A 17120-nucleotide genomic window follows, 5' to 3' on the forward strand; every position below is an offset into this window, starting at 1 on the left:
AGATCGAGCTGCCCGTCGACCACCCCGCGGCACAGAAGAGCCGGGTAGCGTTCCGCCCGGGCCGCTGGAAGCTGTTTTTTTCGGATCAGGCAGGCAGCTCATTCGCGCCGGCGGAACAGAACCCTCGCCAAAACGAGAAGACGCTTCCCCCAGATATCAGGAAGCGGCGTATGGCTTACGCAGGCCCGCTGATTTGAATTGTCCGCATGGGGGTGAGGCGGTTGCGAGCCGCCAGCCCAATGCTGGTTTGCCGCGACCCTTTTTTGCGCACCTCGTTTCCAATGCACGTTGCCCAAGCAACCTCGGTTCAAGTGTAGCGACATGCAAAACAAGACCTAAGCGGCTCGCATGAATCCGTTTCGGCGTGCCGCGCTTCAAACAAAACGAGTGAGCTTGTCGCCAGATTGTTCGGCCCGCCATGCATTTGCTCTTACTCAGGGTCAAGGGGATCGCGCAGCTTCAGCACAGACGCAAGCTACGCTCGCAAGCATGCGGCAAACGCCGGCAGCTTCAGCTTCGGTGACCAGCCTTTGGCTGTGCGCCCGGCAGACATGCGGGACCGATCGGTTCGAAAGTCTTGTAGGTCAGGATGAATTCGCGGTGCCCGAGTTGTTCGGATTTCGTCGCATGGCCATTGGCGACGGCAAGAACCAGATTGAAGATTTCGTCGCCGACATCCGACAAGGTGGCGGCCCCTTCGAGGATACGTCCGGCATCGACGTCCATGTCGCCCGACAGGCGACGGTATGTTTCGGGATTGGCGCAGATCTTTATGACCGGTGCGACCGCCGACCCCGAGACCGAACCGCGGCCGGTGACGAACAGCGTGAGGTGACAACCGGAAGCGATGAGCTCCACGATCTCGGCATTGTCCGAGATGTTGGGGAAGCCAAAACGCACGTCCCCGTCCGGCACGACATCCATCAGGTAGAGTCCGCCGCCAGGGGGAATGTCGCCCGGCTTGATGAGGCCCGAAATCGGCGACGAGCCCGATTTGGCATAGGCACCCATCGATTTCTCCTCGATGGTGGATAGGCCGCCCTCGGCATTGCCCGGAGCGAAACTGCCATAGCCTAGCGTCGCGTAGTATTGCGCTGCCTTTGCCACGGAGGCGCGCAGCTCGACGCCGAGTTCAGGCGTCACGGCACGGCTCGCCATGATCTCTTCGCAGCCGATCAGCTCGCCGGTCTCCTCGAAAATACAGGCTGCTCCCGCACGGACCAGCCGATCGAAGGCAAGGCCGGCGGCGGGGTTGCCGGTCATGCCGCTGGTGCCGTCCGACCCGCCGCAGATCGTGCCGACGATAAGTTCACTCGCATCCATTGGCACTCTCGCGACCGCGCCCAGCTCTTGCAGGCGTTGCCCGACCCATTCGATGCCGTCGGAAATCGTCGACAAAGTACCGCCGTTTTCCTGGATCGTCAGCGTGGCCACCGGCCGTCCGCTTGCCTCGACGGTGCGGGCGAGCGAGAATTTGTTGAAGCTTTCGCATCCCAGTGACAGCAGCAGTACCGCGGCGACATTGGGATGCGTACACAGACGCTCCATCATCCGCTGCGCATAGGGATTGGGAAAGCAGCCTGGAAAGCCGATCAGATGCACGTCCCTGCCGCGGAAATGGGAGACAATTTCGCGACCGACATGATGCGCGCACTCTACCAGATAGGCCACGACCACAATGTTGCGGATGCCCTTGCGACCGTCCGGCCTGAGATAGCCGAGGATGGTGGACTGTTCGCCGGTCATGATCCGGTCTCCGCTATTACGTGCGTTTTGGTGTAGTCGCTCTTCAGATTGTGAATATGGACGTGCTCGCCGGGTCCGATCGACCGCGTCGCCGAGCCGATCGGGACGCCGTATTTGATGACCTTCATCCCCGGGGCGATCGGCAGCCGCGCCAGCTTGTGGCCGAGCTCCACGGCCTTGACCAGAATGCGCGGCTCGCCGCCGACGATGATGGTCTCACCGGCTTCGATGCGCCGGCAGGCGACCAGCACATTGTCGTGATCGCAGAGCAGGAGCAGACGAGGATCGTCCATCGTCGGCTCACATGACGCCGAAGGTACGGAAGGCTTCGCAGGCGCTCATGCCGTCGCGGATCGCGGTTGCGACCTTGTTCTCTGTGCTGACCTTCTCGAGCGCGCGCTCGATCGCTTCCTTTTCCGCCTCGCGCGGGATCACAAGCACGCCCTCGCGGTCGCCGAAGATCAGGTCGCCGGGCGATACCAGGATGCCTTCGATCTCGATTGGGCAGCCATGGTCGATCACCTTCCCTCGCGGGCCCTGGTCCTGGGCATAGATGCCGCGCGAGAAGACCGAAAAGCCGAGCTCTTCGATTTCCCAGGAGTCGCGGATATAGCCGTTGAGGACGGCGCCGGCAGCCTTCAGCTTCTGGGCCCTGGTGGACATCAGCCCGCCCCACAGCGCGTAGCGGAAGGAGGAGCCGCTGGCGATATAGACATCGTTCTCCGTCAGGCTGTCCAGCGCTTCCATCATGAGGCCGAACGGTTTGTTCGCGAGCGGACCGTGCGCATCCGGCGAACCGCCGGAAAACACGTCCGCCTCCAGCACCGGCATCGCGCGGCCGATGACTTTCATCTCCGGCTGCAACGGCGCGATCCCGGCCGGCAGGAACTGCCGGCGGTGACCCATTACATCAAGCACGTCGCCGACGACGGCCGTGAAGAGTTCCTTGTGGATGACTTCGAAGATCGCCTTGTCAGTATCGGTCGTCATCTGTTTTCTCCCTCGAAAAACTATAGTGGTCAGAAGCCGTGCAGCGCGCCGCCGTCGACCACCAGTATATGGCCGGTCACATAGGCTGAGGCGCGTGAGGCGAGGTAGGTCATGGCCCAGCCGATATCGGCGCCCTCGCCGAAACGACCCATGGGAATGCGGCTGTTGATCTTGCGCGCCCTTTCCGGATCGGCTGCGGTGGCCTGGCGTAGAAGCGCGGTGTCGATCCAGCCTGGTGCCACACCGTTGACGCGTACCCCGCTAGGCGCAAGTTCGGTCGCCAGCGCCCTCACCATGCCGACATAGGCGGATTTCGCCGCCGAATAGCCAATCACGTTGGGAATGCCGAGGAAGGAGCTCATCGAGGCGGTGAAAAGGATGCTGCCCTTTGCGTCCGTCACCTGCGGCAGGAAGGCGCGCGAGAGGGCGAAGGCGCCGCCGACATGGACGTTCAGCACCGAATTGAAGGCCTCTACGCTCATCTCGCCGAGCGGCTTCTTGACCGTGTTGCCGGCATTGTTGACGAGGATCGAGACGCGTCCGAATTTTTTTGCCACCTCGCTGGCGAAACCCGTGGCACCGGCAGTGTCGGTCACGTCGAAGACATGGCTCGTGGCGGAAGGCCCCAGCGTCTCGCAGGCGGAAGCGAGCTTCGTGGCGTTGGTGCCGACGATCGTCACCTTGGCGCCGGCTTCGACGAAACAGGTGGCGATCGCAAGGCCGAGGCCGCTTCCGCCGCCGGTCACCACCGCATGCTGCCCCTCCAGCCCGAAGATATCGTTGATGCTCATGCGTCTTCCTTCGCTACGATCCGGACGACGATCTTGGTGAAGCCTCCGGGGTTCTTATCCCAGGCTTGCATGGCCGCACCTGCTTCCTCGATTGGCACGACGCGTGAGACGATGCGGTCGCCGGCGTCCCGATGTTGCTTCAGATAGCCGATAACATCGTGGAAATCGGCGATCTCGGAGCCGCGCGACCCGCGGATATCCATCTCCTTGAGCAGGAAGAACTTGGTGTCATAGGCGATCTTGTTCTTGGCGTAGCCGACATAGACGACCCGGCCGCAGGACGCCACGAGATCGATCGCCTGCCGAAAGGTCGCATCCGCGCCGACCGCCTCGATGACGACCTGCGGACCGTCCCCGTCGGTCAGTTCCAGGACATGTGCCAGGACATCTTCGCGCGACGCATCGATGATGTCAGTGGCGCCGAGCGCCCTGGCAACGGCGAGTTTGTCGGCGCTAAGGTCCACTGCGATCACGCGTGAGCCCCGCCTGACAGCGCCGAGCAAGGCGCCGAGCCCGATGACGCCGCAGCCAAGGATGACGACGGTTTCTCCAGCCGAAAGCTCGGAGCGGCGGACCGCATGGAAGCCGACGGCAAGCGGCTCGATCAGCGCGAGGTCCCGCTGGCGCATGCCCTCGACCGGAATGACCTTGCCCGCGGGAACGACGACGATCGAGGCCATCGCGCCCTCGCGCTGGACGCCCATCGTCCGGTTGTCCTTGCAGGCGTTCGGCCTGCCAAGGCGGCAGGCACGGCACTTGCCGCAATTGAAATAGGGAAGAATGGTCACGGACTGGCCGACCGCAAGCGCGCTGACGCCGTCGCCGAGCGCCGAGATGGTGCCGGAGATTTCATGCCCCAGGACGCGGGGATAGGAGATCAGCGGATTGAGGCCGCGAAACGACGTCAGGTCGGAACCGCAATACCCCACATATTCCATCCGCACCGCGACTTCGCCCGGGCCGGGTTTCGGTTCCGGCAATTCGACCAACGAGATCTTGCCGGGTTCGTCGAGGCAAACAGCTTTCATCATGGCGCTCAGGCCTCACAGATCGTGCTGTTGTCAATGGCATCCCAGTCGATCTCGACCCCGAGGCCGGGGGCTGACGGCGGCATTGCGTAGCCGTCCTTGATCGGCAGCGGCTGCTTGAGGCCGAAGGCGAAGTTCTCCACTGGATAGAGCACTTCGAAGAAGTCGCAGTTCTTGATCGCCGCGGCGCAATGCAGGTTGACGATCTCCATCGGGTGGAAGATGGCGGTATGGATCTCGCAATTGACGCCGAAGGCTTCGGCGAGGCGGGCCGTCTTCATGACGCCCGTGACGCCGCCCGTCCAGGAAACGTCTGCCCGAACGCGATCGACGACACGCGTCGAGATGCATTCGGCGATGCTGTAAGGGTGCTTCGCAAGGACTTCCGTCCCGACGAGCGGGATTTCGAGGGTGCGGGCGAGCTCCCGCAGCGAATGAACGTCCTCGTCGTATAAAGGCTCTTCCAGCCAGTAGAAGTCGAGCCTTTCCAACTCGCGACCGAAGCGGATCGACTGCTCGAGATTGAACATCGAGACCGGATCCGACATCAGCGTGAAATCCGGCCCGACGGCGGCGCGGACCTGGCGATGGACGTCGATATCGTAGTCGAGATCGAGACCGGGTGTATGGAGCTTGTAGGCCCGCAACCCTTCGGCCTTGGCGCGCAGCGCCTCTTTCACATAGTCCTGCGGCCCCGACAGGATCATCGAGCTGCCATAGACCGGCACGCGTTCGCGGAAGGCGCCGAGATATTTGTAGAGAGGCTGCCCGGCGGCGGTGGCCGACAGCAGCCAGAGGCAGGTGTCGAATGGTCCGTAGGCATAGATCGGCAAGTGGCCCCACCAGCGGTCGGCCACCCGGAAATCGCGCCATGCCTTTTCCCGGTCGAGCGGGTCACGGCCGATGAAGAACGGACGCAGCGTGTCGGCAATCAGCCTGCCGGCGCCCGCCGCCGAACGACCGGCGAACCCGAAGGCGGTTGCCTCGAGCCCGGTATCCGTCGCCATGGTGACGGTGAGAAATTCGAACTTCGCGAAATCCCCGGTTCGAAACGCGCTGGCGGCAAAATCGCCTGGTTTGCGCTGGCAGCAGCGCACCTTCACATCCGTGATTTTCATGGAAAAACCTTCGATAAACCGATCGCAGCGGCATGTGTGGATCCGGGGGAGTCCCGGATCCAGTCATTCTCAGAAGCGGGGCAGGTCGACTTCGACACCCATCCATTTTTTCTGCAGGGCCTGCAGCTCACCTGTAGACTGGAGCATGAAGAGCTCCGTGTTCAGCCAGTGCAGGAAGTCCGGGTCGTTGCGGCGCAGGCCTATGCCCATCGGCGCCTGCGCCACGACGAACTGCTTCTTGAGGTTGGGATCGTGCTCCTCGACGGCGCGGGCAAGCGCTCCGCTGGTCACGATGCCTTCGACCTGACCTGCGAACAGCGCCTGGGACGTCGACGCGTCATCGTCATAGCGCTGGATCTGTGCGCCTTCGACGGCCTTTTTGGTCATGACGATGTCGTTCGTGCTGGCCCGCGTCACGCCGATCTTCCTGCCGGCCAGATCCTCGATCTTGGTGATCGGCTGGTCGGCGGGACCGACATAGACCTGCTGGTCGACATAGTAGGTGTTGGTGAACGCGATGGCCTTGGCGCGCTCGGCGGTGATCGAGAACGAATAGATCACGATGTCGAGCTTGCCCGAAGTCAGGTTCGGGATGCGGTTGGCTGCCGTCGTGTCGACGATGTTGACCTTGACGCCGAGATCGCGGGCGATTGCCTTTGCTACGGACACGTCATAGCCGTCGGGCTGCATGCTGCTGTCCATCAGGCCATAAGGCGGCGTTCCAAGGCCGACGCCGACATTGATGGTGCCGCGCTGCACGATGGCGTCCAGCGTGCTCTCGGCCTTTGCGGGCAATATCATCGCCAGCATCGCGGCGACCCCGACAGCAAGTCTCTTCAATAGCATGATACTTTCCTCCCTGGTGTGATGAACCGGATCTTCAGTTGGCTGCCTGCTGCAGGCGGCGCTCCAGGCGGCGGCTGGCATGGGACAGTATGGAGCAGATGCCGAAGTAGATGGCCGCGACCGTCAGATAGACGGGCAGCGGCTGGAACGTGGCGCTGGAGACGATCTGTCCTGCTCTCGTCAGTTCGATAAAGCCGACGACCGAAGCAAGCGCGGTGTTCTTGACGACCTGAACGGAGAAGCCGACCGTCGGAGGAATGGCGACGCGAAGCGCCTGCGGGATGATGACGTCGGTCATCGTGTGCCGCCAGCCAAGCGCCAGCACGAACGACGCTTCCCATTGCCCCTTGCTGATCGACTGGATCGACCCGCGCCAGATCTCGCCGAGGAACGCGCTGCTGTAGAGCGTAAATCCAAGGCCGGCCGCGTAGATCGCCGGAAGGTCATAGCCGAGATTGGCGACGCCGAAATAGGCGATGAAGAGAATGACGAGCAGAGGCGTTCCCTGGATGACATAGATATAGGCCTGTGCGATCCAGCGCATCCAGGCGAAGCGGGAGAGGCGCATGAGGGCGATAATCGATCCGCCGATGGCGGCGCCTGCAAGCGCAATTCCCGAGAGGACGACCGTCCACGTCGCACATTGCAGCAGAAACCCGACATGATGGAGGTTGAAGGTCTGGAACATCGTCATCGCCCTGCAAAGCGGAAGGAGAAGAGGGCACGCTCAATCAGTGCGAAGACGCCTTTGAATGCAGCCGTCAGGACAAGGTAGATGGCCGCGACCACGAGATAGGCTTCCAGGCTTCGGAAGGTCAGGCCCTGCACATCATTGGCGACGCCGGTCAGTTCCGGGACGGAGATGACGGAAACGACGCTGGACGCCAGCATGATCAGGATGAACTGGCTGGTCAGTGCCGGGAAGATCGCTGAAATCGCCGGCAGCAGAACGACATAGCGGAAGGTGAGATACGGTGACATGCCAAGCGTGTGCGCCGCCTCCCGCTGTCCCTTGCCGATCGTCTGGATGCCGGCACGGACGATCTCGGTGATATAGGCGCCCGCGTAGAGCGTCAGGGAGAGGATGGCCGCCGTCACTTCGGAAATGCGGATGCCGACCGAGGGCAGGCCGAAATAGACGATATAGATCTGCACCAGAAACGGCGTGTTGCGGATGATCTCCACATAGGCGGCCGCGATTGAGGAGAGGACTTTCGAGCTCGAAAGTCTCATCAGGGCGCCGACGATGCCGACGCACATGCCCAGAACCAGCGCGGCGGCCGACAGGCCGACGGTCAGCATGGCGGCGTGCACGAACAGGTCGCCGCGCGCGAATGTCCCGGAAAAATCTAGGTACTCCACACTCGTCCCCGGTCTTTAAACAAGGTTCGGTTCGATCGCTCGCGCAAGGACTTTCACCTGGCGCAAGGTGTTCTGCCGGCTTCTCTCGAGATGTCGCTGAAGCGCCGCGAGGATCTGGCTCTTCTTGCCGGCGATGATGGCATCGAGAATATTTTGGTGCTCCTCGACCGAGCGGCTGTAATCGCCTGGAATCGAGACGAAGACCGTATGCGTCTGGCCGACAATGCGGGAATGGGCCTCGGAGATCATCGGGATCCCCGCGGCGCCGACGAGCGAACTGTGGAAGGCCCGGTCATGGAAGAGCGCCTTCGCCAGATCGTCGAGCGACGATCCCTTGGCGAAGCGCCTGTGGTTTTCCAGGCTGTCTTGGAGCTTCGCCCGCAGCGCCTCATCGAGCCGTTCTGCGTCGAAGGCTGCTTCCACGGCCCCTTTCTCGAGCAGTGTCCTGGCCGCGTATAATTCCTCGACCGCTTCCTCGTTGAAGCTGCGGACCACCATGCCGCGCCGGGAGGAATTGACGAGAAGCCCGTCCGCCTCCAGCCGCAGGCAGGCTTCCTTGATAGGCGTGGGACTGATGCCCAGTTCCGCCGCCAATTCGTTTGGCAACAGGCGCTGCCCGCCTGCCAGTCTGCCGCCGACGATCCGCGACCGCAGCTCCTGATAGGCCTGCTCGGCCAATGTTGTCTTGATCATGCTCATGGCCCAAGCATCGGTCAGGTTCCGGTTCGGCGCAACAGAAAAATTAAAAATAGAAAATTTTTTGTTTTCCGATTTCGATCTTTCGGGTTACAAGCCAACCTCGCAACAAGGAGGAGTTCATGGACGCCAACGGCAGCGCCTTTGTGAAACTGCGCGACGCGGTGAAGATGTTCGGCGGGTTTCAGGCGCTCGATCACGTCAGCCTTGAGGTGGCGAAGGGCGAAAAGATCGTCGTCTGCGGGCCGTCGGGCTCAGGCAAGTCGACCTTGATCCGCTGCATCAACGGCTTGGAAGACCTCCAGCAAGGCTCGGTGGAAATCGACGGAAAACCGCTGGTCGAGAAGTCCCATGGACGTATGGTTCCGCGCCGGGACATCGGCATGGTGTTCCAGCAGTTCAACCTCTTCCCGCATCTCAAGGTAATCGAGAATTGTACGCTGGCGCCGGTCCGCGTGCTCGGAAAATCCCGCAAGGACGCTTCGGAGAGAGCGCTGGAGATGTTGCAAAAGGTTCGGATCGCAGATCAGGCGGACAAGTATCCGTCCCAGCTTTCCGGCGGTCAGCAGCAGCGCGTCGCGATCGCCCGAGCGCTCTGCATGCAACCCAGGATCATGCTCTTCGATGAACCGACCTCGGCTCTCGATCCGGAAATGGTCAAGGAAGTGCTCGACACCATGGTCTCGCTGGCCTCCGAAGGCATGACGATGATCTGTGTGACGCATGAAATGGGCTTCGCCAGCCAGGTGGCCGACCGGGTCGTCTTCATGGACAAGGGCCGGATACTCGAGGAGGCCACGCCGAAGGACTTCTTCGCAGCCCCGAAGCATCAACGTGCACGCGAATTCCTCTCGCAGCTCCTTCATTGACAAATTCATATCCGCCAAGGGTCATAGATGAAAATCGCCTCCGTCCGCCCGTTCATTCTCCATCTTCCACTCACCTCGGACTCCATTTCGGACTCGACCCACAGCATCACCCATTGGGGTGTCGTGGGTGCCAAGATCGTCACCACGGACGGGCTGGAAGGTTATGGCTTCACCGGCACGCATGCCCATCTGGCCGCCGACCGGCTGATAACGTCCTGCATCGGCGAGTGTTACGCGCCGCTTCTGGTAGGCGAAGACGCCTCGGATCATCAGCGCCTATGGACCAGGCTTGCGCGCCATCCTTCGCTTCAATGGGTCGGTCGGGCCGGCATCACGCATCTGGCTCTGGCTGCAATCGATATCGCGCTGTGGGATCTGAAGGCGAAATGGGCGGGCCTGCCGCTGTGGAGTTATCTCGGCGGCGCGCGCACCGATGCCCTGGAGGCTTACAATACCGATATCGGCTGGATTTCGTTCGACCTGGACACGTTGCTGCGCGGCTCCGCGAAAGCCGTCGAGGAGGATGGATTCACACGCATCAAGATCAAGGTCGGCCATGACGACCCAAATGTCGACGTCGAGCGCCTGGCGGCTGTGCGCAAACGTGTCGGATCAAGGATCCGGATCGCAATCGACGGCAACGGCAAGTGGGATCTTCCGACCTGCCAGCGGTTCTGCGCGCTGGCGCGCGACCTCGATATCTACTGGTTCGAGGAGCCGCTCTGGTATGACGATGTCGCCAGCCACGCGACGCTCGCGCGCAATACATCGATCCCGATCGCGCTCGGCGAGCAGCTCTACACCATCGACGCGTTCCGCTCCTTCGTCGATGCAGGAGCCGTCGCCTACGTCCAGCCGGACGTCACGCGGCTCGGAGGAATAACCGAATACATCCAGGTCGCGGACCTGGCACTGGCGCATCGGCTTCCCGTCGTTCCGCATGCAGGGGAGATGAGCCAGGTGCATGTGCATCTGAGCTACTGGCATCCTGCATCGACGATCCTCGAATACATCCCCTGGATCAAGGATCACTTCGAGGAGCCGATCCGCGTCGAAGGCGGCATCTACAAACGGCCCGAACGGGCCGGTGCGAGCACGACCGTCCTGGCCGAAAGCTTTGCCCGCTACGGCAAAAGCCTGGGCTAGGGCATTCCAGGAAAAGCGCCCGCGGCATCGGGGCGGCGCTATTCCTTCACCGCGCCGGTCATCGAGGAGACATAGTGCTCGACGAAGAACGAGTAAAGCACGACGACCGGCAGGGATCCGATCAGCGCGCCCGCCATCAGGGCACCCCACTCATAGACGTCGGAGCGGACGAGTTCGGTGAGCACCCCGACCGGCACGGTCTTGTTTTCGGACGACTGGATGAACGTCAAGGCATAGATGAACTCGTTCCATGACAGGGTGAATGCGAATATGCCCGCCGAGATCAGGCCTGGCACCGACAGGGGCAGCACGATCTTGCTCAGGATCTGCCAGCGGCTTGCCCCGTCTATGAGCGCGCATTCTTCCAGTTCAAAGGGGATGGAGCGGAAGTAACCCATCAGCAGCCAGGTGCAGAAGGGGATCAGGAAGGTCGGGTAGGTGAGGATGAGCGCGAAGGGTGTGTCGTAAAGCCCGAGGTTGAACACCATCACCGACAAGGGGATGAACAGTATCGAGGGCGGCACGAGATAGGCGAGGAACACCGCGAGGCCGACCTGCCGTGCCCCGGAGAACCGCAGCCGCTCGATCGCATAGGCCGCGAAAACCGACGCCACCAGCGACAGGAAAGTGGCGGCGGTCGAAATGATGATCGTGTTGAGCAGCCAGCCCGGATAGGACGTCTCGAAGAGAAGATAGCGGATGTGCTCCAATGTCGGATGCACGACCCAGAGCGGGTTGAAATTGGCATAGTCGGTCATTTCGACATTGGGCTTAACCGCTGTGATCGTCATCCAGTAGAACGGGAATAAGAGCACGATGACGAACACGAGCAGGGGGAGATAGACCGTCACCACACGGCGCGGCACGCTCTGCAAATAGCCCATGCCGCCTTCATCGAGCTGCGGCTGTTTTGTCTTCCTGGTCGCAGCCATGTCAGTCTCCGCCCCCCTGCTGCCATTTACGGCGTTGCAAGCCGAAATAACTGAACAGGATTGCGGCAAGGAGGAATGGGATCATGGCGACCGCGATCGCAGCGCCCTCGCCGAGCTGGCCGCCCGAAATGCCGCGCTGGAACGACAGCGTCGCCATCAGATGGGTGGCATTTACCGGTCCGCCGCGGGTCAGCACATAGATCAGCTGGAAATCCGTGAAGGTGAACAGCACCGAGAACGTCATCGTGATCGCGATGATAGGGGTGAGCAGCGGCAGCGTCACATGGCGAAACAATTGCCAGCGGCTGGCGCCGTCGAGCGTGGCGGCCTCGTAAAGCGATTGGGGGATTGTCTGCAAGCCGGCAAGCAGCGTGATGGCTACGAAAGGGATGCCGCGCCAGACATTGGCCGCGATCACCGAAGCACGCGCGTTCTCCGGATCGCCGAGGAAATTGATGCGATGGTCGATCAGGCCCATCTGCTGGAGCGCCCAGGACAGGATCGAGAACTGCGAATCGTAAATCCACCAGAAGGCGATTGCCGAGAGCACCGTCGGCACCACCCACGGCAGCAGGACAATCGCGCGGAAGAACGATTTGAAGGGAAGGTTCTGATTGAGGATAAGCGCCAGCCAAAGGCCGAGCGCGAATTTCAGGATCGAGGCGCTGACGGTGTAGAGCAGGGTATTGAAGACGGAGAGCCAGAAAACGGCGTCGCTCCACAGATATTCATAGTTCTCGATGCCGATGAAGATGCCGGGACGGCCGATGCGGGCATCGGTGAAGCCGAGCCAGACGCCGAGCCCAAGCGGATAGGTCAGGAAGACAAGCAGCAATGCCGCCGCCGGCAGCATGAAGCCGAAGCCAAGCGCGTTCCTGCTCTCGGCCAGGCGCGACAGCATCGAGGAACGCGGCTGAGCGGCGACGGACGGCACGGCCATGGGGCGGGCTCCCTGCAAGGGTCTCGTTGATCGGCCTGGCGGCCGCCCTGCGCTTCCGGAGGGTCGGATAGCGCGGGGCAGAGCCGCCAGGCTCAGCTGGCATGGATCAAACGCGATAATACCGGTTTGCGCGCTTTTCCGCCTCTTCCATTGCCTCCTGGGGCGTGGCCTGTCCCGTGACGGCCTTGGCGAACATGTCGACCAGGACATAGTCGGCCATGGTCGCCGCCGAGGCATAGCCGAGCGGCCCGGCATAGCCGTTGGGCCGCAGCGTCGCCGAAGCCTTGGCGTAAGCGGCATTGTTCGGATCGGCTGTCCACACCGGATTGTTGTCGAACGCCTTGAGCGTCTGGCAGCAGTAGCCCGCCGAGGAGGTGATCCAATCTGGCATTTGCGGGTCCTCGAACATGAATTGCAGATAGGCTTTGGCCGCGTTGGGGTAGGGCGTGTAGTCGAAGATGACGGCTGTGGTCACCTGGAACAGTTCGACGGATTTGCCGACAGGACCGATCGGCAGGTTGGTGGTGCGTATGTCCTTGGCCATTTCCGCCAGCTTCGGATCATTGTCCTTGTTGATCTTGGCCGTGTTGTAGGCGGAAATGCCATTGGCGATCACACTGAGTTCGCCGGCCAGGAAGGCGCGATTGTTGTTGACGTCGAGCCAGCTTTCGGTGCCTGGAATAAAAGTCTTGTAGAGTTCCTGCGCGTATTCGATCGCCTTGAGGGTCTCGGGGCTGTTGATCGTCACCTTGCCGCTCTCGTCGACCATCTGGCCGCCATGGCTCCACAGCAGCCAGTGCGCGTAGTTGTTGCCGTCGCCGACACCATGGCCGTGCGTGAAGCCGGCCGGATGCCCCTTCGCCTGCAGGGCCTTGCAAAGTTCGAGGAAGCCTTTCGTATCCTTGGGGAACTCCGAAAAGCCGGCCTCTTTCACCCAGCTTTCCCGATAGACGATGGCATTTCCGATGGTGGCGAGCGGCAGGCCGATGAATTTGCCTTCCCGGGTCGCATATTGCTTTGGTCCGTCGTGCCAGCCGCCATATTTCGACCCCAGATACTCGCCCAGTTCCGTCACGTCGTGCAGCTTGTCGGGATACTGATGCGGGTCGTCGAACCAGACGAACATCAGATCCGGACCTGAACCGACATTGGCGGCGACCGCTGCCTTGGGGCGAATGTCTTCCCAGCTTTCCTTGTCGACACGTACCTCCACGCCCGTCGCTTCGGTGAACCGCTTGGTGTTTTTCAGCCACTGGTCCTCGTCACCCTGCACGAAAGGCGACCAGCGCAGCAGCCTGAGCTTCGCACCGTCCTCCGGCTTGTACTTCAGCCCCTCCTGGGCGAATGCCGGAGAGCCGGCGAAGCGGCTTCCCAAAACGCCGGCAGCAGCGCCGGCCGTCGTGCGGATCACGTCACGTCTGGTGAATTTCATGCTCGTTCCTCCTGTTTGTTTCTCTTGCCCTTTGGTCTCTACAGCTTGCTGCGCGTTTGAAGCCGCTGCCCGGTTTCGCCGTGGAAGAGATGAATGAGGCCGGGTTCGGCGGTGAGCCGGATGGTTTCGCCCGGCGTGAAGGAATGACGTTCCCGGAAGTTGGCCACGATCTCTTCACCGCCGGCTGTCCGGCCGATGAGCTGTACCTCCGACCCGGTCGGCTCGATCACCGCGATGGTGACCGCAATGCCCTGGTCGGACAGCCGCAAATGCTCGGGCCGTATGCCCAGCACCACCGGCTCGCCGCCTTTGACGGACGATGCTGCGTCCAACGGCACGGAAATTCCGCCCGCGCCCCGAAAGGACGGCGACCCGTTCGTCGCGATTTCGCCCCGCAGCAAATTCATGGCGGGCGAGCCGATGAAACTGGCGACGAAGAGATTGTCCGGCCTGTCGTAGAGTTCCAGCGGCGGCCCGATCTGCTCGACGATGCCGTCATGCATGACCACGATCTTGTCTGCCATGGTCATGGCTTCGATCTGGTCATGGGTAACATAGACCGTCGTGGTTTTCAGGCGCTGGTGCAGTTCCTTGATCTCGGCGCGCATCTGCACCCTGAGCTTGGCGTCAAGATTGGACAGCGGCTCGTCGAACAAGAAAACCGCCGGATCGCGCACGATCGCCCGCCCCATGGCAACTCGCTGGCGCTGTCCGCCGGAAAGCTGGCGGGGATAGCGCGCCAACAGCGGCACGAGCCCCAGAATCTCCGCAGCGCGCTGGACGCCGGCGCCGCTCTCAGCCTTCGAAACGCCCTTCAGCATGAGCGAAAACGCCATGTTCTCGGCGACGGTCATATGCGGGTACAGCGCATAGTTCTGGAAGACCATGGCGACGTCGCGTTCCTTCGGCGCAACGTTGTTGACGACACGCTCGCCAATCGCGATCTGGCCCCGCGAAATCTTTTCCAGGCCCGCGATCATCCTGAGCAGGGTTGATTTTCCGCAACCCGACGGCCCGACCAGCGTGACGAATTCGCCGTCGTCGATGTTCACGCTGACGCCGTGCAGAACCTCGACGGTCCCGAATGATTTGTAAACCTCGCTAATCGCGACAGACGCCATCGATCCTCCTCCCGAACGATTCCCGCGACGTCTCTTCGAAGGAACCGCTGACCTCTCCCGGCGACGGCCCTCCAACCTTCATGTGGTCACGCCATACGGAGACGGTAGCGCTACCAAACCTGCCTGTAAAGCAGGCGCTTCGATAAACATCCAGGCTGCATTCCCGGTTGCTCACTGGACTGCCCACCACATGGCTGGAGACAGCAGGCAGATCGGCCACGGGATGAATATCAACCACTTGCACCGTCCGCCGGCCTGGGCAGCCGCGCCTGGAATTCGCCGACGATGCCGCGCCGGAAGACGAGCACGCAGACCATGAATATCAGGCCGGTGGCGATGGTCACCGGAAAGCCTGAGGTGGCGAGTGTGTTTTCAAGGCCGACGACGAAGCCGGCGCCGACGACCGGCCCGACCATGGTACCGATGCCGCCAAGCAGCGACATCAGGATCACCTCGCCCGACATCTGCCATGTCACGTCGGTGAGCGTCGCGAACTGGAACACGATTGCCTTGACCGCGCCGGCAAGCCCCGCAAGTGCGGCCGACATGACGAAAGCGGCGAGCTTATACCTGGCGACGGAATAGCCGAGCGAGATGGCGCGGTTCTCGTTCTCGCGGATCGAGCGCAGGATCATGCCGAAGGGCGAGTTGACGATCCGCCAAATGGCGAAGACGCCGATCAGGAAGATGGCCAATACGACATAGTACATGTTGACCGTAGCGCTCAAATCGATGATGCCGAAGAGGTTGCCGCGCGGAACGCCCTGGATGCCATCCTCGCCTTGCGTGAACGGTGCCTGCACGCAGAAGAAGAAGAACATCTGCGCCAGCGCCAGCGTGATCATGGCGAAATAGATGCCTTGCCGGCGGATGGCGAAGAAGCCCATGACCAGCCCGAGCAGGGCCGCGCCGGCGGTACCCAGCAGAATGCCTGCCTCTGGCGGCCAGCCCCATACCTTGACGGCATGCGCGCAGAAATAGGCGGCGCCACCGAAGAAGGTCGCGTGGCCGAAGGACAACAGGCCAGTGTAGCCGAGCAACAGGTTGAAGGCGCAGGCAAACAGCGCAAAGCACAGCATCTTCATAAGGAAGAACGGGTAGACGAAGAACGGCGCGGCGATGAGCGCCAATACCGCCAGCGCCACCAGCGCGCGTTCCAGCCGCACGGAGGCCGCGGCGCGCTTTTCGTGAAGCGTCAGCTCGCTCATCTCAGGCGTCCCTTCCGAACAGGCCGGCCGGCCGCAGTAGAAGCACGATCGCCATGATGACGAAGACGACAAGGTTCGACGCCTCGGGATAGAACACCTTGGTTAGGCCCTCGGCGAGGCCGAGCATGTAGCCGGTGACGATGGCGCCCAGGATCGAGCCCATGCCGCCGACCACGACGACGGCGAAGACGACGATGATCAGATCCGACCCCATCAGCGGACTGACCTGGTAGACGGGAGCCGCCAGGATCCCGGCAAGACCGGCAAGTGCCGCACCCAGTCCATAGGTGAGTGTCAAAAGCAGTGGCACGTTGACGCCGAAAGCCTGGACCAGTTCTGGATTTTCGGTCGCGGCGCGCAGATAGGAGCCAAGCCTGGTCTTCTCGATCAAAAGCCATGTGCCCAGGCAGACGAGAAGCGATGCCAGCACCACCCAGCCGCGATAGTTGGGCAGGAACATGAAGCCGAGATTGGTGCCGCCCGCAAGTAGCGCCGGCACCGCATAGGGATTTCCCGAGACGCCGTAATAATAACGGAAGACGCCCTCGATGACCAAGGCCAGGCCGAAAGTGAAGAGCAGGCCGTAGAGAGGGTCGAGCTGGTAGAGCCGCGAGAGCGCTGCACGCTCGACCGCAATGCCGAACAGCCCGACGGCGAGCGGCACCAGGATCAGCGCCGGCCAATAGCCGATGCCGAGATGGACAAGCAGCAGATAACCGATGAAGGCGCCCAGCATGTAGAGCGCGCCGTGGGCGAAATTGATGATGCGCAGCAGGCCGAAGATGACGGCGAGGCCAAGGCTCAGCATCGCATAGAAGGAACCGTTGATCAGCCCGACCAGCAACTGCCCGAGAAAGGCCTGGATGGGGATGCCGAAGATCATCGTCATGGCGCG

18 protein-coding genes and 1 pseudogene are annotated in these 17120 nt (G+C 61.9%); 3 read left to right on the forward strand and 16 right to left on the reverse strand.

The features are described from left to right. A pseudogene (locus tag FJ940_RS28595) lies at positions 1-197 on the forward strand (hypothetical protein); the annotation flags it as partial. Between the two features lie 313 nt (positions 198-510). Here FJ940_RS28595 and FJ940_RS11290 read toward each other — a convergent pair. The 10 genes from FJ940_RS11290 to FJ940_RS11335 form a co-directional block, all read right to left on the reverse strand. Continuing rightward, on the reverse strand, positions 511-1746 hold the full coding sequence (locus FJ940_RS11290) for a UxaA family hydrolase (protein ID WP_140624007.1): 1236 nt from the start codon (positions 1744-1746) through the stop codon (positions 511-513). Next, positions 1743-2039 (reverse strand): UxaA family hydrolase, encoded by a 297-nt coding sequence (locus FJ940_RS11295; RefSeq protein WP_140560379.1) that lies wholly within the window; start codon positions 2037-2039, stop codon positions 1743-1745. The genes FJ940_RS11290 and FJ940_RS11295 overlap by 4 nt, the downstream gene beginning before the upstream one ends. 7 nt (positions 2040-2046) lie before the next feature. Then, on the reverse strand, positions 2047-2736 hold the full coding sequence (locus FJ940_RS11300; RefSeq protein WP_140656576.1) for an RraA family protein: 690 nt from the start codon (positions 2734-2736) through the stop codon (positions 2047-2049). A 29-nt stretch (positions 2737-2765) separates the two neighbouring features. Further along, the gene (locus FJ940_RS11305; RefSeq protein ID WP_140656578.1) at positions 2766-3527 is read right to left on the reverse strand and encodes an SDR family oxidoreductase; all 762 of its coding nucleotides are present in this window, start codon (positions 3525-3527) and stop codon (positions 2766-2768) included. Beyond that, positions 3524-4558, reverse strand: a complete 1035-nt coding sequence (locus FJ940_RS11310; RefSeq protein WP_140656579.1) for a zinc-binding alcohol dehydrogenase family protein — start codon at positions 4556-4558, stop codon at positions 3524-3526. Before FJ940_RS11310 ends, FJ940_RS11305 begins: the two co-directional genes overlap by 4 nt. A gap of 5 nt (positions 4559-4563) precedes the next feature. Continuing rightward, positions 4564-5673 carry an enolase C-terminal domain-like protein gene (locus FJ940_RS11315; protein WP_140656580.1) on the reverse strand — a complete coding sequence of 370 codons (1110 nt, stop codon included), beginning with the start codon at positions 5671-5673 and terminating at the stop codon, positions 4564-4566. A 69-nt stretch (positions 5674-5742) separates the two neighbouring features. Then, positions 5743-6519, reverse strand: a complete 777-nt coding sequence (locus FJ940_RS11320; protein WP_181165309.1) for a transporter substrate-binding domain-containing protein — start codon at positions 6517-6519, stop codon at positions 5743-5745. Positions 6520-6553: 34 nt separating this feature from the next. Further along, the gene (locus FJ940_RS11325) at positions 6554-7207 is read right to left on the reverse strand and encodes an amino acid ABC transporter permease (RefSeq protein ID WP_140656581.1); all 654 of its coding nucleotides are present in this window, start codon (positions 7205-7207) and stop codon (positions 6554-6556) included. A 2-nt stretch (positions 7208-7209) separates the two neighbouring features. Beyond that, the gene (locus FJ940_RS11330; RefSeq protein WP_140566399.1) at positions 7210-7881 is read right to left on the reverse strand and encodes an amino acid ABC transporter permease; all 672 of its coding nucleotides are present in this window, start codon (positions 7879-7881) and stop codon (positions 7210-7212) included. 15 nt (positions 7882-7896) lie between these two features. After that, positions 7897-8580, reverse strand: a complete 684-nt coding sequence (locus tag FJ940_RS11335) for a GntR family transcriptional regulator (protein WP_140566402.1) — start codon at positions 8578-8580, stop codon at positions 7897-7899. 119 nt (positions 8581-8699) lie between these two features. Between FJ940_RS11335 and FJ940_RS11340 the strand changes: the two genes are divergently transcribed. Together FJ940_RS11340 and FJ940_RS11345 are read left to right on the forward strand one after the other, a co-directional pair. Further along, positions 8700-9446, forward strand: a complete 747-nt coding sequence (locus FJ940_RS11340) for an amino acid ABC transporter ATP-binding protein (RefSeq protein WP_140524820.1) — start codon at positions 8700-8702, stop codon at positions 9444-9446. A gap of 27 nt (positions 9447-9473) precedes the next feature. Then, positions 9474-10592: a mandelate racemase/muconate lactonizing enzyme family protein gene (locus FJ940_RS11345; RefSeq protein WP_140524819.1), complete on the forward strand. Its 1119-nt coding sequence runs from the start codon at positions 9474-9476 to the stop codon at positions 10590-10592. 38 nt (positions 10593-10630) lie between these two features. Here FJ940_RS11345 and FJ940_RS11350 read toward each other — a convergent pair whose 3' ends face one another. The 6 genes from FJ940_RS11350 to FJ940_RS11375 form a co-directional block, all read right to left on the reverse strand. Further along, on the reverse strand, positions 10631-11524 hold the full coding sequence (locus FJ940_RS11350) for a carbohydrate ABC transporter permease (protein WP_140498410.1): 894 nt from the start codon (positions 11522-11524) through the stop codon (positions 10631-10633). A gap of 1 nt (position 11525) precedes the next feature. Beyond that, the gene (locus FJ940_RS11355; protein ID WP_140498409.1) at positions 11526-12464 is read right to left on the reverse strand and encodes a sugar ABC transporter permease; all 939 of its coding nucleotides are present in this window, start codon (positions 12462-12464) and stop codon (positions 11526-11528) included. 106 nt (positions 12465-12570) lie between these two features. Next, entirely contained in the window at positions 12571-13896 is a 1326-nt protein-coding gene (locus FJ940_RS11360; RefSeq protein WP_140498408.1) for an ABC transporter substrate-binding protein, read from the reverse strand. A gap of 38 nt (positions 13897-13934) precedes the next feature. Further along, positions 13935-15017, reverse strand: a complete 1083-nt coding sequence (gene ugpC, locus FJ940_RS11365; RefSeq protein WP_140514990.1) for a sn-glycerol-3-phosphate ABC transporter ATP-binding protein UgpC — start codon at positions 15015-15017, stop codon at positions 13935-13937. Positions 15018-15247: 230 nt separating this feature from the next. After that, positions 15248-16225 carry a branched-chain amino acid ABC transporter permease gene (locus FJ940_RS11370; protein ID WP_140656583.1) on the reverse strand — a complete coding sequence of 326 codons (978 nt, stop codon included), beginning with the start codon at positions 16223-16225 and terminating at the stop codon, positions 15248-15250. Between the two features lies 1 nt (position 16226). Further along, complete coding sequence (locus FJ940_RS11375) at positions 16227-17114, reverse strand: branched-chain amino acid ABC transporter permease (RefSeq protein ID WP_140514993.1); 888 nt, start codon at positions 17112-17114, stop codon at positions 16227-16229. Between the last annotated feature and the right edge of the window lie 6 nt (positions 17115-17120).

Origin of the sequence: Mesorhizobium sp. B2-3-7 (assembly GCF_006442695.1) — a bacterium.
Lineage (GTDB): Bacteria > Pseudomonadota > Alphaproteobacteria > Rhizobiales > Rhizobiaceae > Mesorhizobium.

Coding starts and splice junctions, on each gene's coding strand:
- ugpC (WP_140514990.1), bottom strand. CDS start 15,017: ATGGCGTCTGTCGCGATTAGCGAGGTTTACAAATCATTCGGGACCGTC.
- FJ940_RS11375 (WP_140514993.1), bottom strand. CDS start 17,114: ATGACGATGATCTTCGGCATCCCCATCCAGGCCTTTCTCGGGCAGTTG.
- FJ940_RS11300 (WP_140656576.1), bottom strand. CDS start 2,736: ATGACGACCGATACTGACAAGGCGATCTTCGAAGTCATCCACAAGGAA.
- FJ940_RS11310 (WP_140656579.1), bottom strand. CDS start 4,558: ATGATGAAAGCTGTTTGCCTCGACGAACCCGGCAAGATCTCGTTGGTC.
- FJ940_RS11305 (WP_140656578.1), bottom strand. CDS start 3,527: ATGAGCATCAACGATATCTTCGGGCTGGAGGGGCAGCATGCGGTGGTG.
- FJ940_RS11340 (WP_140524820.1), top strand. CDS start 8,700: ATGGACGCCAACGGCAGCGCCTTTGTGAAACTGCGCGACGCGGTGAAG.
- FJ940_RS11290 (WP_140624007.1), bottom strand. CDS start 1,746: ATGACCGGCGAACAGTCCACCATCCTCGGCTATCTCAGGCCGGACGGT.
- FJ940_RS11320 (WP_181165309.1), bottom strand. CDS start 6,519: ATGCTATTGAAGAGACTTGCTGTCGGGGTCGCCGCGATGCTGGCGATG.
- FJ940_RS11335 (WP_140566402.1), bottom strand. CDS start 8,580: ATGAGCATGATCAAGACAACATTGGCCGAGCAGGCCTATCAGGAGCTG.
- FJ940_RS11360 (WP_140498408.1), bottom strand. CDS start 13,896: ATGAAATTCACCAGACGTGACGTGATCCGCACGACGGCCGGCGCTGCT.
- FJ940_RS11315 (WP_140656580.1), bottom strand. CDS start 5,673: ATGAAAATCACGGATGTGAAGGTGCGCTGCTGCCAGCGCAAACCAGGC.
- FJ940_RS11350 (WP_140498410.1), bottom strand. CDS start 11,524: ATGGCTGCGACCAGGAAGACAAAACAGCCGCAGCTCGATGAAGGCGGC.
- FJ940_RS11325 (WP_140656581.1), bottom strand. CDS start 7,207: ATGTTCCAGACCTTCAACCTCCATCATGTCGGGTTTCTGCTGCAATGT.
- FJ940_RS11295 (WP_140560379.1), bottom strand. CDS start 2,039: ATGGACGATCCTCGTCTGCTCCTGCTCTGCGATCACGACAATGTGCTG.
- FJ940_RS11370 (WP_140656583.1), bottom strand. CDS start 16,225: ATGAGCGAGCTGACGCTTCACGAAAAGCGCGCCGCGGCCTCCGTGCGG.
- FJ940_RS11355 (WP_140498409.1), bottom strand. CDS start 12,464: ATGGCCGTGCCGTCCGTCGCCGCTCAGCCGCGTTCCTCGATGCTGTCG.
- FJ940_RS11345 (WP_140524819.1), top strand. CDS start 9,474: ATGAAAATCGCCTCCGTCCGCCCGTTCATTCTCCATCTTCCACTCACC.